The 14,427-nt window shown below is 41.7% G+C and carries 10 protein-coding genes; 2 read left to right on the top strand and 8 right to left on the bottom strand.

What is annotated here, in order from left to right:
• Positions 1–37 precede the first annotated feature (37 nt).
• The 8 genes from AB5Z01_RS10945 to AB5Z01_RS10910 form a co-directional block, all read right to left on the bottom strand.
• Entirely contained in the window at positions 38–1,018 is a 981-nt protein-coding gene (locus tag AB5Z01_RS10945; protein ID WP_332009088.1) for a Cna B-type domain-containing protein, read from the bottom strand.
• On the bottom strand, positions 1,008–1,931 hold the full coding sequence (locus AB5Z01_RS10940; RefSeq protein ID WP_287216337.1) for a class C sortase: 924 nt from the start codon (positions 1,929–1,931) through the stop codon (positions 1,008–1,010). Before AB5Z01_RS10940 ends, AB5Z01_RS10945 begins: the two co-directional genes overlap by 11 nt.
• A 63-nt stretch (positions 1,932–1,994) precedes the next feature.
• Entirely contained in the window at positions 1,995–3,581 is a 1,587-nt protein-coding gene (locus AB5Z01_RS10935) for an isopeptide-forming domain-containing fimbrial protein (RefSeq protein WP_287216338.1), read from the bottom strand.
• A 28-nt stretch (positions 3,582–3,609) separates the two neighbouring features.
• The gene (locus AB5Z01_RS10930; protein ID WP_368365540.1) at positions 3,610–9,366 is read right to left on the bottom strand and encodes a Cna B-type domain-containing protein; all 5,757 of its coding nucleotides are present in this window, start codon (positions 9,364–9,366) and stop codon (positions 3,610–3,612) included.
• A 44-nt stretch (positions 9,367–9,410) separates the two neighbouring features.
• Positions 9,411–10,013 (bottom strand): signal peptidase I, encoded by a 603-nt coding sequence (gene lepB, locus AB5Z01_RS10925; RefSeq protein WP_368365539.1) that lies wholly within the window; start codon positions 10,011–10,013, stop codon positions 9,411–9,413.
• A complete protein-coding gene (locus AB5Z01_RS10920) occupies positions 10,000–10,236 on the bottom strand; it encodes a hypothetical protein (RefSeq protein ID WP_041337255.1) in 237 nt (78 codons plus the stop codon). The genes lepB and AB5Z01_RS10920 overlap by 14 nt, the downstream gene beginning before the upstream one ends.
• A gap of 517 nt (positions 10,237–10,753) precedes the next feature.
• On the bottom strand, positions 10,754–10,948 hold the full coding sequence (locus AB5Z01_RS10915) for a DUF6472 family protein (protein ID WP_022288298.1): 195 nt from the start codon (positions 10,946–10,948) through the stop codon (positions 10,754–10,756).
• Positions 10,949–10,957: 9 nt separating this feature from the next.
• Positions 10,958–11,401 (bottom strand): MarR family transcriptional regulator, encoded by a 444-nt coding sequence (locus tag AB5Z01_RS10910; RefSeq protein ID WP_022288297.1) that lies wholly within the window; start codon positions 11,399–11,401, stop codon positions 10,958–10,960.
• A gap of 310 nt (positions 11,402–11,711) precedes the next feature.
• On the opposite strand from AB5Z01_RS10910, the gene AB5Z01_RS10905 reads away from it, so the two are divergent.
• Positions 11,712–11,993, top strand: a complete 282-nt coding sequence (locus tag AB5Z01_RS10905; RefSeq protein WP_287238976.1) for a hypothetical protein — start codon at positions 11,712–11,714, stop codon at positions 11,991–11,993.
• Positions 11,994–12,160: 167 nt separating this feature from the next.
• On the top strand, positions 12,161–14,305 hold the full coding sequence (ppk1, locus tag AB5Z01_RS10900) for a polyphosphate kinase 1 (protein ID WP_368365538.1): 2,145 nt from the start codon (positions 12,161–12,163) through the stop codon (positions 14,303–14,305).
• Positions 14,306–14,427 lie beyond the last annotated feature (122 nt).

The following is a 14,427-nucleotide window of genomic DNA, read 5'->3' as shown; positions in this document are numbered from 1 at the left end:
TCTCCTGTTGTAAAGTCGAGCCTATGTGGTTTCGCCTTTATTTCTCTTTTCTGCTTACTCTCCAACCTGCCGCGATAAGGATAACTCCACCGCCTATAAGTACAGGCACCGGCCAGTTGAGCGAACCAGTCTGTGGTATACTGTCAGGCGTTGAGCTTGATGAATCAGAGCCTGACGAGCTGCTGTCAGGTGTGCTTGAACTACTATCTGTATTACTCGAACTGTCTGACTTATATGTGTTCTCTATAAGAAACAGCTTGTCATTGCTTTTGGTAACAACTGTGTAGTTGGCAGGAATATCTATCTCCTTAACTGTCCACTCAGCCGCAGAATTGTCTTTCCAGAAATACTCCCAGTTGTTGTCAGCGTTAAGAGTAACAGTATCGAAAAGCTTGCCATCACGATATATCTCCACCTTGATATTATCAGGTATGAGCTTTTCCTGACCATCAGGAACTATCCACGACTTTCTTACACCATAATCACTGTCCCCTGCTGGGATCTCTTCGTATGTGAACTTGGTGTAAACTGTTATCTGACCCTCAGCCACGATATCCTTATCTATCTCGATAAGTGACGGAGAAGGTGTAAACTTAGCTGTTGTGTTTTCAAAACTCTTGCCTGAAACAAGATACAGACCCACAGAATCAGCAGAAAGCTTTACTTCACCGTTTGCATCCGTCTTGCCTGTTGAAACTGGTGTTATGCCATCAGTTTTTACGTAGTTGTCGAGAGTATCAGCGACAGCCTGCATTTTTGAAGCGTCAGTAAAATCAGACATATCTATAGGATAATCGCTGAACTCGCCGGTAAGGACAAAGTCAGCTTCTTTACGCTCACCGACCTTATATATGCTCCACTCAGCATTACTAACAGTCGTCGTATCATTTTTGCACACTATATCCACATTGATATTATCCGCTGCAGAAGCTGAGATCGTCATACTTCCCAAGGCTGAAACAGCCATTGCCGCCGTACACAAAACAACCTTTGCAAGCTGAAAAAATTTAAGTTTCATCTTTGCTACTCTCCTTATCAGGTAGATTTTCAACATTATCGTCACTCTCTGACTTATCTAGCATTGCCACAAGCTCATCATGAGAGATTTTTTTGCGTTTTGAATCCACAAACCACCACACAAGCAGTACCACAAACAATGGTATTGCTACAAAAGGCACGACCACAAGAGAATCGAGCTGAACAGCGTCTGCCGTTATTTTTGAAACACTCTTTGTATCGTCCGCAGTTTCAACTCTCTTTGCACGAACAAGAAGCCTGTGAGAATTGACTCCGTATGGTGTGCAGGTAGTCAACGTAACATGATCCTCACCTGGAATAATGTTCAGCTTATCCATTTCATTAGGCAGAACTATATAAACAGCCTCGACCTCATATGTATAGACCTCTTTCAACACTGTTATAGTGAACTCATCGCCCTCTGCAAGCTTATCAAGGTCGCTGAAAAGCTTTGCCGACGGCAGACCTCTATGTGCTGAAATGACCGAATGAGTGTCCGCTCCGCCAACAGGCAGGCTCGAACCCTGCAGATGTCCCACAGCGACATTTAACACGCCATCACTTGTGCCATGATAAATAGGCAACTCCACCCTTATAGTCGGAATGGAAATATAGCCCATAACACCCGTCCCCGTGATATCTAGGATATCCTCATAGCCCTTGACCTTATCATAATCAACAAAAGGTCGGGCAAGCTTTGCTATCTCTTCATTATATTTTCTGGCTTGGCTGAGTATCTCTTCATTCTCCTTGTCAGAAAGGTCATTTGCCGCTTTCTGATAAGTCGCCACCGCACGGCTTTGCGTTTTTGAATTCCACCAATCGCTTATTGTTGGATATAACATCACGGAGAGCCCCACAAGCAATAACAAGACCAATAAAATTGTAGTTGATTTACCGCTTTTCTTCCTCATGGAGTCCTCCCTGATGCCTGCCGACCGAGATCGGCAGGACAAAGGTAAAAATAAATTCAAAAATTAGTCGTTCTTAGCTCTCTTCTTAGCAATGAGAAGCACACCTGCGCCCAGTACGATAGCTCCGCCTACACCGTAGAAGATCTGAGTACCGATACCGCCAGTTGTTGGAAGTGAGCCGCCCTTCTGGTTTATGATCTTAACTGTTGAACCGCTTGTGCCTGAATCAGTGCCGTCGAGCATACGAATGGACTGAAGCGTATTAGCAGGATCATATGTTGTGTCAAACTTGAACTCATATGGATCAGCTCTGTTATACTGAGCAGGAGCTTCTGTCTCAACAAGCTTGTAAGTTGTCTGATCATCAATGCCCTTGATAGTGAACTTACCTGTTGCATCTGTCCAGATAGTATCTACAGAGCCTGCCTCATCGCCAATCTCAAGTCTGTAAACATTGTCTTCTATCTTGACAAGTCTGATAGCATCGCCATGAACATTTCTAAGCTGGAATGCAGCATTTGCAAGAGGCTCGCCCTTTTCGTCTACCTTGTTACCAACAAGTGAGAATGTCCAGTCATAAACTGTAACCTTAGGTGTTTCACCTTTCTCCTTACCTGTTGTGTCCTGAGGATTGTTTGAATATGTCAGGTAAGCTGTGTTAGGGTTATTGTTCACGCTGTCAGGAGCAGTAACTGCTACCTTAGCTTTTTCATTGAGCTTAGCAGAATAATAAGTTTCGATCTTTGCAACTGTAGGATAGTTCTTTACAAGTTCCTTAATATCGAAAGTAGTATAGAAAGATTCCTTATAGTCGGTCGTACTGCTGTCGTCGCCAACTGTTGTGTTAGGACCTACTGTAACAGAAGTGATCTCCTGACCGTCAGCATCATAGTACTTGTATGTAAGGTTATCATTGAATGTAAAGCCCTCGCTGAGCTGGTCACGAACTGTGTATGTATACTTGTCATAAGCTGATACATCGCTTGGTATAGTTGTTGTGATCTTGAATTCTACATCGTCACCAATTGCGTTGTCACCAACATCGCCCCATGAGTCATTCTCATTGTGCTTGATCTGCTTTGTAAGTGTTGGCTTCGTCTTCTTTGGAGTAACGTTTGTTGTGCCTGAAACGTTAAGGATAAGAGCTGAGTTAGCCTTATCAACACCATTATTTTCTGTTGCATCGACAACGAGATAATAGCCAGCATTTGGAAGTGGAATAGTGTACTCACCGTTATCTTCATAGGCGGTTACAGACTTATTGTCGATGATGCAGCTAGAAGCGGCTTTTGCAAACTTGGCAGTATCTTCCTTTGTCCAATGATCTGCGTCTGAGATTATCTTTGCAACGTCTACCGCACTTTCAGCACTGTCGAACTGAGACATATAAGTGCTAAGACCAGAAGTTTTCAGGCTGGTAAGCAGAGCATCGCCATTAATGCCTTTGCCCCACTTGATAGTATTTGTTGCAGATGCCTGGTCAAAGATCTGATAAGCCTTATATACTCTGTTTGTATCAGAATCCTTGATAACAATGTTATTAACGCCAGCATCAGTAGTAGCAAATACTCCGAATGCTGATGTTGCAGCAATAGCTGAAACTGACATAACGGTTGCAGCGGCAAGAGCTGCGAATTTCTTCATCTTCATAATTAATTATCCTTTCATATTGGTTTATTTATAGCGTTTTTTTGCGACGCTTTGTAACTAAAAGTATTGTTGCAGCAACAGTGACTGTTCCGCCTGCTGCCACGAATGGGATAACACCCATGCCGCCTGTTTCAGGCAGCTCTCCCAAGGTTTCCTCAGAGTTGTTATAGACCTGAACATACTGATCACCGTTCTTTGTCATATCAATGCAATTCTCATTTTCTGAGCCATTGTATCTGTAGTAAGCTTTGTATGACGATGTGATTATCGGCTGACCGTTCACGTCTGTCTCCTCAAACCAATAGTAATACTTACTACCCTTGATGTCATTTTTTTCAAGAGAAACGGCATTTGACCAGTTGTTATCAGCCGTGAGCGTTATCTGCTTCCACAAGAATACTTCACCGCTAGGTGTCGCATCTTTACTAGGAACAGGTGTAACGTTCGTCTTCTCAGGTGTGCCAAGTTCATTAGCTGTCACCTCATAAGAACAACTGCTATCATCATTGACCTTTGCTGTAAGCTCAACTGTAACATCGGAAGTAATACCGCTGAGGTCAACTGTGAACTTGCTGGAATTATAAAGATCAGCAACAGACACACTTATATACTTACTTGAAGCGCTCCATGACGCAACACTCTGATTTTTGTCACCGTCCCAAACGTCCCGATCTCTGTAGAACTCAGCAAGAACATCGCCAGACGAATTGATAAGCCTTACTCCGGAATATTTCATATCGCCCCTTTCTAGCCATGCGTTATTAAGGGTGAAGCTGAACTTAGCCGAGCCATACATGGTATACTCAGAGGCAAAGCTTCCGTTCTGAGCCATTTCTGCACCATTGCTTGTAAGGATCTTGAATTTAACATTCTGTCCCTTATCCATTGTGCCTGTAAACTTGTTATAATTTTCAGGAACGTCAGCCTTATTTGTTGACCTATAGATATTGAACGTTACCTTATCATTGGTATGAGCATTGCTATCGCCGTCAGACCATGCCTTTTGCAGGCGAACGTCCATATTTTCTACCTTCTGAGGGGTCTTGGTATTGACGATCGTATCAAAGCCCGTGGCACTGCCGTTATTTGAATAAGTATATGTAACGCCAAAGCCGTCAGGAATATTCTTTTCAAGAACATAGTAATACTTGTCCTTGTCAAGACCGTCAAGAGTTACCGTCCAATTCTTAGACTTTTCCAGAGAAACAGTTTTTATAAGTTTGCAATCTGTTGGTATTCCGTTATCTCCATTCACTCTTGAGGCTGAATTTGGTGCAACAGAGGACTCATAAACATCTGCCTCGATCTTGTCGATACCGGCAGAAAGCTCACTGTCAGCAAGCTTGTTTCCAAGCTCATCACGCCATTCCTTTGTAATGTTAAGTCCCTTAACGTTCGTAACTGTAACATCAGTGTTTTTGCTCATTGCAGTTGCACTGTATACAGCCTCATATCCTGTTGCAAGATCAATCTCTTTGATATAGTAGTAAAGCTGCTTGTAATCATTGCCGACCTTCGTATATCCAGGAAGCTTTGACCACTCATGTTTCCAATTATTAGCTTCGTTAAGAGTTACCTCATCACTGCCCCACTGAATATCATCTGGAACACCGCTTAAAACCTTAGTTGTAGACGAGCCAAGAAGAAACTTTACGCTCTCTGCCGAATGATTGCCGTTTCCATCGCTCCAAACCTTGCTTGCAGTTATCTTAAACTCTTTCAGCAGATTTGTTACTCTGAACATATCTCCGTTCTTCACGAACTGATATCCGTCCTCACCGACTTCACTTGGAACTACAGCCGGACGCACTTTAAAGGCAAAATAAATAGGAGTTTCGTCAAGAAGATAACCCTCTGGACTTTGCTTTTCTATAAGCTTATAAAGATGCCCCTCAGTATCTCCTGTGCCTGCGGCAGGTTCAAGATCAAGGTTGTATGACCCGTCAGCATTTACATTAAATGTCTGCGCCTTATCCTGTGACGAATTTCCCCATATAACTGATCTTCTGTCCTTCGCAGCATTTTCTTTGAAATCTACTGCCGGGAGCCAATCGTATGTGCCATTTTCCAGCTTAGTGTATCTGTAGATCTCAAAAGAAGCTTTGAGCATAATACTATAGTCTCCGCTGTCTACCTTCATAAGCTTAAATGGCTCAACTGTTGTTGATGATGCCTTTGACTGATTTATCAGCTCAAACTCGGAATCATTATCTTCACTGTCATTTACAGCTGAACCGTTTGTGTCAAATGAGATATTATTGAACACATGAACTTTATAGCCATCGTTCTCAGCGTCCTCATCATTTGCAGGACTTCCTGTATAAACGTATACTATTTTCAGGTGACGCTGATCCGGAACGTTTATTTCAAGTTTCTTTACAAAATCTCGTGTCTTCGCTGTCAGTGCAGAACACTTTACAGCCGAAAGCATTTTTTCATTGCTTACCACAGTGCTTGAACTGCCGTTGCTATCCCTGTATTCATATTCAACTCTGAAAACACCACCCGCCTTCTCAGAAGAAACCTCTTCCACAGGAACGGATATGCTTGAGCCATAATCTGACCACTCGCCGCTCTTATTGGCAAAAGCCTTTACTTCCTTGAAACTGTTGCCGTCCATATAGCCATAAGCCACATAGTATCTCTTTATATTTCCGTTTTCGTAGCCCTCAGGCAAAGTCAGATCAATAGTACCCTTAGCGCCAACAATACTTTCACTTGGAATAAAGTTAGCGATAAACTTGGCCTTTTCGTTGGTAATAACATCTGCACTGCAGGAAACTGTGCTGTCAACTACCTCCGGGTCTGATATCACATAACTGTAATCACTCACAGCAAGCTCTGCACCCGTATCTGCGTCAAACACCTTGATAGACTTCAGATCCATATCAACAGCGGAATTGCCATTTATGCTTACCGTTTTTGTCTGAATGTTACCCTGAGCGTCCTTTGTCTTAACTACAGCCGTGCCTCCGCACTTGATAACATCGTTGAGAGTTATCATTCCGTTTGTTGAGCATTTGAGCTTTTTAGGGTTAACATCAATGGTATAAGTTATCTCACAGCCGGTGGACTTCGGAGAAGAAGTTTTCTTCAAGTTCTTTTCCTTAACTGTCTGCGTCTGGCTTCTCTCCGGATATTTTCCAGCTTTATCCTGAACTGTGTTTTTGAACGCTGCAGTACCATTCTTGTAAACGCCGTTCTTAACATCATCGACCTTTACAAGTGTGCTGTAGTAAGCTGTCCAAGCGTCCTGCTGATTCCATGCAGTCTTGAAAGTTACCGTATTGGCTGTCTTATCATAGAAATATTTAAACTGATTTGTTTGTGCAAAATCATACTTATCAGAACTATTTCCAGATGAATATTTCAGATAATCATTATTCTCATATAAGATCATGCCAGATGGCAAAGTATCCACGATCTCGACATTTTCGCCATACTTATAAGTGCCGTCCTTATTGATATCAAGCCGCCAATCAAACCTGTAATACTCAACGCCATTTACAGTAACAACAGGCAGGCTGCTAAGATCATGCACTGTGTCACCTGCTGTGCTGCTTGCAGCGTCATACTTTTCATAAGGTGCTTTGGAGCTGTCGCCTATAGTAAACTTAGTCTTATCTGCACTAGGCTCGAATGTTTCGCCCTTATAAGCAGCCTTATTATTTACATTTATAATAGTACCTGCGTCAAGACCTGTTACATCTACGGTACTGCTATACTGTATCTGCACAAGGTTTATATTGTCAAATTCTTCACTATCATTGAACTTTATCTCAAACGAAGTGTTGTCGGCATTAGGTACTACAGTGTAATTTGAACTGTTAAGAGTTTCATAGCTTCCTTTTCCATTTCTCTGAACATACATAATAATGGAATCAGGGTCAAGAACGCTCTTTATTGACTTGCCGTCATTTGATGCAGCGTTCATTACATCGCTTATAGTCTTTCCCCTAAAGGAACCGTTTGTCTGCTTGACCACCACCTGCCACTTATATGTAACCTTGCTCCCGTTCTGAGAAATGTCAAGAACTTTTTTTGACTTCTCGTTTACAGGCTTATAATAAACTGTCTTGTCAGAATGGAAGCCGTCAATACCTGCAGTATTTTTCACTGAATAATATCCACTGCTGTCAGGGTCGCCAAGATCATAATCAGCGACCTTTGTTTCATAAGAAATAACTACCTCGTTATTGTCGCCTATGCTGTCAGGCAAAACAAGCTCACCGTCACTTGCAACCGTTGCATCAATAGTATCGTTTCCTATTTTAATGCTGACCTTCTGTCCTGCTTTAAGCATATTGTCAGTTATTGTCTTACCTTTAAGGGTGGAGTTTTTGTCATTACATTTAACAGTTACTTCCCATTTGATTATACCTAATGTGTTATTATCTATCCAGCCACTTTTTGATATCTGATACTTATTATAAACAGTTTCACTTGAAGTGATATCAGACCATGGGTTTTTATCAGGTCTTTGCATTTTAACTGTATTTGTAATTTCCGCCTTGTCAGGATCAATAGCAGTCACATACTCAATGGTGATTTGGGACGCTGTTATTTTATCGTCAAACGTAAGCGTGTTTCCGTCAAGTGTGTACTTTACATCTGAGTCATCGTCAGCTTTGAGTGTAAAGCTTCCCGGCTTTGCATCAGGAAATGCTTCATCATAAAGGTGATAGCCCTTGAGGTCTGCACCGCTAGGGTTGCTTACAACTATTTCCCATGTGACTTCGTTATTGTCGTAGTCAACATTCTTGCCTGTTTTTGAGATCTTATCCTTCTTTGACTCAGAATAAATAATTTTATCTGCTTTTACTCCATTTCCGTCCTTATCATATGTGGTGGATTTGTTTTCCACCTTACCTGACATAACGAAATCCGGATTGCTTGTAGGATATGGGGTCGTGTAGCTTATGGTAACATTTTCTTCGCTGAATCCATCGCTGAAAACAAACTTTCCGCTTGACGCGTCATAGCTTCCTGCACCCTCAGGTGAAACAGTGAAGCTTCCGTCAACAGCATCCTTAAAAAGCTCGTCCTCGATCCTGTCAAGAGGCTTCTTTGCAGGATTGTCAACTGTGATAGTCCACCTAACTCCGTCAGCAGTTTCGCTTGCGTCCTTTATGGCAGACATAGTGAGCGGAGTAAAGCCGCCTATTTCAACCGTCTGACCGCCTATCTCAACAGTGGTCTTATCACCTGTATCTGTATCCTTACGCTTTACATTACCCTCAAAGCTCGCCTTACCGCTTATAGCGTCCTTCTCGTTTTTCTGTTGATATCGCTCGTCAAACTCAATAAAAAGATACTTCTTTCCATCTATCTCGTCGACTCTGTACTTACCTGAAATTCCATGTCCTTCATCGAAGTGAGTATCCTCGACATCGCCCCAGGTTCCGTCTGACGGTATACCGCCCTCGGGCAGGCTAACATTATCGTCGATAGGGAAATAAATATACCTATTGGTCATTTCGCCCTTGCCAAAATCAAATTCCACATTAAATTCGATCTTTTTAGATTGGTCTTTTCCTGAACCGACCGCATCATAGGATTTTATCGTGACGCTATTCGCATCCTTATAAGAATAGCTTCCGCCGTTATAGGAAACATCTCCACCTGCCACGGAAGTACCCTCAGTGGCACTTATTGCAGGCATAACAAGACTTGCCAGCACTGACACTGTCATAACTACAGACAGCACCACACCGAACAAGCGGCTGCGTTTTTTCCTTTCATTTTCTTTTAGATATTGCCGAACTTTACCGTTAAAATTCTGCAAAACGGATCACTCCCTCCGAAATTATACACTATTTATAATAAACGCTAGTCCACTGTGCCTATCCTTTTAAAAGGATATATCCTCAGTGAGACCTTTCCAAGCACTGCTTCCTCAGCAATACAGCCTATCCTCTTTGTACGGCTGTCAACAGACGTAGATCTGTGGTCGCCCATAACGAATATTCTCTCGTCAGGCACCTGATAAGGCAAATCGATATCACATTCTCCCAGAGCTTTGCCGTCAACATACGGCTCATTCAAGGTTTTTCCGTTGACGATAACAGTACCGTCCTCCTTGATATCCACCACATCTCCTGCTGTAGCGATAACACGTTTCAACAGTATCTTATTATTATAATAAAACGCAACTATATCGCCCTTCTGAAAGCTTCCACGCTTTCTGCACACCACCAGCTCGTCGTCATGCAAAGTCGGCGTCATACTTGTACCCGTTACTCTCAAAACAGGCAAAAATAACATTGATATGATCACTGCTGCCGCTGCCACAACAAGAAGCGATGCCACGGTGCTGCGGAGTATCCTCAGATATTCCCGCCTTTCGTGATGCTTTTTTACCACACGCTCAAGTGTCTGGACATCAGGAAGCTCAGGTTTTTTTAACACCTCGTTCTTGCTATCTGCCGCCATGATCTTCCTCCGCTACCGGCTGCTCAACAACCAGCTTGTGACCTGTCAGTGCAGCTACCTGCCGCTCCAGCCTGTCAAGTCGGTCAGTGATACTTTTTTTATCTTCGAGTTTTTGAAGAAGCTTTTCATTCTCTGCGTTAAGCTTATCATATTCTTTTCGCAGATAAAGCATTAACTCGAGCAGCTCATTTTTCGACAATTTTTCAAGCGCCTTATCCTTCAAAAGCCTCACCTCCGACGCAATATACCTATATAATTACAAGTATTATATCACTTGATTTTCCATTTGTCAATCCCACAATATATCATATTTGTATTTTATTACATATAAATATACTGATAGTTTACACAATATTGATTTATCTTTTTCATAGTGCCGGCAGATGATAAAACGGCATATTTATTAGCCTTGAACATGAAACAATACGAAACCTGCGTTTTTACGCTAATTGCAACTTTCCCCCAAAAAATCTTTCCTATTTTGATTATAGCAGCCTGCATAGTCAATATTTTAACATTGTATACTAATGCTGTATTTATTAATATTTTGTAAACTTTGATAAATAAATTTCTATCATTAGCCAAATATTAATTCAGCCCCAGATCGGTCCTTATTTAGCAACAAATGTTCACTGCAAAGCAAATAAGCTTTACATAGCTACACCGACAAGCTTTCAGACTTTACACGTTCAATAAAGTAAGAAAAGATCGGCAAATTTCATGTATTCACCGATCTATCATCAATTTTGCTTTCTCACAACAGCATATTCATCATCAAGCCTGTAATAAGGACAGCTATATTCGCTGTCGCTCATTGATCTGTATGCTTCGTCCTCGTCAAGATCGACCATGCAGCAGTAACATTCACAATCCTCATCAAAAACGTAATTCACACAGCTTTCGCAACGGCTGACTATTTTCTTTGCCTTTGTCATAACAGCCTCCTATTTAAGCACCTTTTTAAGTATACTATTTATAAATACAAGTGCGTCCTTCATTTTTTTCATATCACTATCTGAAACGCTGGAAAATTTACCAAGTATATCATCAAGTATCTCGTTTTTCATCTTTTCCATAAAGCGCATAGCTTCGTCAGTGAGCCTGATGTTGATAACTCTGCGATTATCAGGGTTTTGCATTCTGATAACAAAGCCCTTGTCAACAAGCTGTGCCACTGCCCTTGTTGCCTGCTCATTAGAAGTGTTTATCTTGCTTGCAAGCTGTGACATTGTGAGCGTTCCCTCAATACATAGTGACAGCATTATTATCTGCTGAGTTCTTGTTATATCATACTTTTTCTTATCAAACGTATCAAATACCAATTTTCTGCTGAGAGGGTATATCTCATACATTGACATGATACATTCACGACGTACATTGTCTACCATTTTTACTTCCTCCACATAAAGCTAATTACAACATATTTTCGTTGATTTTTCCACACACAGTAATTATAACATACGCTTATCATTTGTCAATAGCAGAAATATATCAATATTTGATTTTGTTAAGTCATTCTTTTAGGGGTTTTGTTGATGAAGATAGATTATATGCGCATGACAAGTTTTAAAGTTTTACCAATTTACAAAAAGTTTAGTCGAAATTTCTGTAAATTATAGCTGCCAGCTTAACACAAGACGGTAAGAATGTGATATAATAATTAATGAAGTAAAAATAGATTATGGAGGTTTAAAGTATATGTTGTGTACTGAGTGTAAAAAAGAGCAAGAAAAACGTATTCCTAACGAGGAAAAAGAAAATGCACAGCCCGCCGAGAAAGTGTGCAGCGACGTACATACAACACTGAAATCAAAGCGTTCAGCCGCTTTGATACTTTTGACTGGTGCTACGCTTATGCTTATAATGGTGTTCATTCTTTTTTGGCTTGTCATGTTGCCGAATCTTCCACAAGACAACAGCGTCCTTGCGAATAACTGTGCAAATATATGCCAGACCGCTAAGGAATATATCGGGATCTGATCTTCAAGACGATTTGCTCCTGCCTTCGGGCGGGAGTTTTTTTGTTTTATGGCGATTTTACAAGCTTTTTACGGCACCTGCATTGACATCATATTCGTTTGGCGGTATAATAATACAGTATGATATAAGATGCCTTTCTTACGATAGGAGTTAGGAGAAATAAGAATATGAATAACAAGGTCTACGATAACAGAGAGTTATCATGGCTTAAATTTAACGAGAGAGTTCTTGAAGAAGCTCAAGACAGTGCTACACCGCTTCTTGAAAGATTGCTTTTTCAGTCGATATTTGCAAGCAATCTTGACGAGTTTTTCAGGGTGCGTGTGGGTTCACTTTATGATTCCTCGCTTGTGGACGACGATCATAAAGACAACAAGTCCAAAATGCGTCCATCTGAACAGCTTTCTGCAATATTTAAGCGTGTTCATGAGCTTATACCAATAAAAGATAAGACATACAAAGCTATCTGCGAGGAACTGGAGCTAAAAAATATAGTACATAAAAACATAAAGGCTCTCACTGAACAGGATAAGAAATTTCTTGAAGCCTATTATGCCTATGAGGTCAAGCCGTTTCTTAATGCCTTTATTATCGATAAAAGACACCCTTTCCCGTTTCTTGCAAATCAAAGTATTTATGCGGTCGCAAAACTCGCTTCAAAATCTGCCGTCACAGTGGGTATAGTTAGCTGTAACGAGAAATTCCAGCGTGTGATCTTTCTTCCTGCTGACGAAGGGTGCATAAACTATATCCTTGTAGAAGAGCTTATTCTCCATTATGCTGACAAGGCTTTTGAGGGCTATAAAATAGAAGAAAAGGCTCTTATGAGAGTGACACGAAATGCCGACATCGACGTTGACGAGGGCTTTGACTCGGAACTTGATTTCAGACAGAATATGTCTGAGCTTATCAACAAGCGTAAACGCCTTTGTCCTGTGAGATTACAGCTTTCAAAGCAAATATCCGACACTGTGCTGAACGAACTGCTTTCAAGGTTGGAGCTTTCAGAAAAGCAAGTCTTTGTGGAGAAAACTCCCCTTGATATGTCCTATGTGTTCGCTGTGTTTGACAAGGCGGCAGACAGAAAAGAGCTTTTTTTCCCGAAGCAGGAGCCTCAGCCCTCTGCGATGATAGACCCGTCAAGGTCAATGATAGAGCAGATAGACGAAAAGGATCTTTTTCTGCACTATCCTTATGAGTCCATAAAGCCTTTTATCAGGCTTCTTGACGAGGCGGCAAAGGACGATAGCGTTACGTCTGTCAAAATGACTTTGTATCGTGTGGCGAAGAACTCCAAGGTCATAAAGGCGTTGTGCAACGCCGCAGAAAATGGCAAGGACGTGCTTGTGCTTGTAGAGCTGAGAGCACGTTTTGATGAGGAAAACAATATAGGGTGGTCAAAGCTGTTGGAGGAGTCAGGCTGTCATGTAATGTATGGTCCGCAGGGACTTAAAGTCCATTCAAAGCTTTGTCTTATTACAAGAAAAGTTGGCGACAGCGTAAAGTACACTGTTCAGGTGGGTACAGGAAACTACAACGAAAAGACCGCAGGGCTTTATACCGACCTTTGCCTTATGACATCAAACAATGACATTGCTCAGGATGCTTGCGAGGTGTTCAGAACGCTGTCAATGGGCGAGCTTGTGGAAAGCTCAAAGGCACTTATGGTCGCTCCCCACTGTCTGCAAAATAAGGTAGTGGAGCTTATGGATAATGAGATAAGCATTGCAAGAGCAGGCGGTGAGGGATATGTTGCCGCAAAGCTCAATTCTCTTACTGATAAGGTGCTTATGGACAAGATAATAGAATGTTCTCAGGCAGGCGTGAAGGTAGAGCTTGTTATAAGAGGTATATCCTGCCTTGTGGCAGGCGTGGAGGGCGTTACTGACAATGTGCAGATACGCTCAATAGTGGGCAGATATCTTGAACACGCAAGGATATATATTTTCGGCACAGGTGTTCGCAAAAAGGTATACATATCCAGCGCAGACTATATGACAAGAAACACCACAAGGCGAGTTGAGGTCGCCGCACCTATCCTCAGTGAAGAAGTAAAAAAACGTGTCCTCGATATTTTTGACACCCAGATGCAGGACAACGTAAAAGCAAGGATAATGCAGCCTGACGGAAAATATGTCCGTGCAGAGCGTGAAGATATCGCCATTGACGCACAAAGCAGATTTTATGCTGAAGCATACGCCAATGCACCAAAGCCTGCTCCTGTTAATGATTCAAAGGCTGTCGAGCCTGAAAAGGAGAAAAAGGGCTTTTTAGGCTGGCTCAAAAGGCTTTTCAGAAGAAAAAAGAAATAATATACAATGCGGTCATATTCTATATGGCTGCATTTTTTTTACAAAAAAAGGCGCTGTAAAAAAACGCGCAATAAAAAAAGACTGCAACCACCCTTAAAAGGGTAGGAAAGCAGTCTTTTTTG

The organism is Ruminococcus sp. RTP21359st1_H3_RTP21359_211015, assembly GCF_040909065.1.
Taxonomy (GTDB): domain Bacteria; phylum Bacillota; class Clostridia; order Oscillospirales; family Ruminococcaceae; genus Hominimerdicola; species Hominimerdicola aceti.
The sequence above is the reverse complement of the archived record's forward strand: the minus strand, read 5'-3'. Positions and strand labels throughout refer to the sequence as shown.

Coding starts and splice junctions, on each gene's coding strand:
- AB5Z01_RS10915 (WP_022288298.1), bottom strand. CDS start 10,948: ATGACAAAGGCAAAGAAAATAGTCAGCCGTTGCGAAAGCTGTGTGAAT.
- AB5Z01_RS10940 (WP_287216337.1), bottom strand. CDS start 1,931: ATGAGGAAGAAAAGCGGTAAATCAACTACAATTTTATTGGTCTTGTTA.
- AB5Z01_RS10945 (WP_332009088.1), bottom strand. CDS start 1,018: ATGAAACTTAAATTTTTTCAGCTTGCAAAGGTTGTTTTGTGTACGGCG.
- AB5Z01_RS10910 (WP_022288297.1), bottom strand. CDS start 11,401: ATGGTAGACAATGTACGTCGTGAATGTATCATGTCAATGTATGAGATA.
- ppk1 (WP_368365538.1), top strand. CDS start 12,161: ATGAATAACAAGGTCTACGATAACAGAGAGTTATCATGGCTTAAATTT.
- lepB (WP_368365539.1), bottom strand. CDS start 10,013: ATGGCGGCAGATAGCAAGAACGAGGTGTTAAAAAAACCTGAGCTTCCT.
- AB5Z01_RS10935 (WP_287216338.1), bottom strand. CDS start 3,581: ATGAAGATGAAGAAATTCGCAGCTCTTGCCGCTGCAACCGTTATGTCA.
- AB5Z01_RS10905 (WP_287238976.1), top strand. CDS start 11,712: ATGTTGTGTACTGAGTGTAAAAAAGAGCAAGAAAAACGTATTCCTAAC.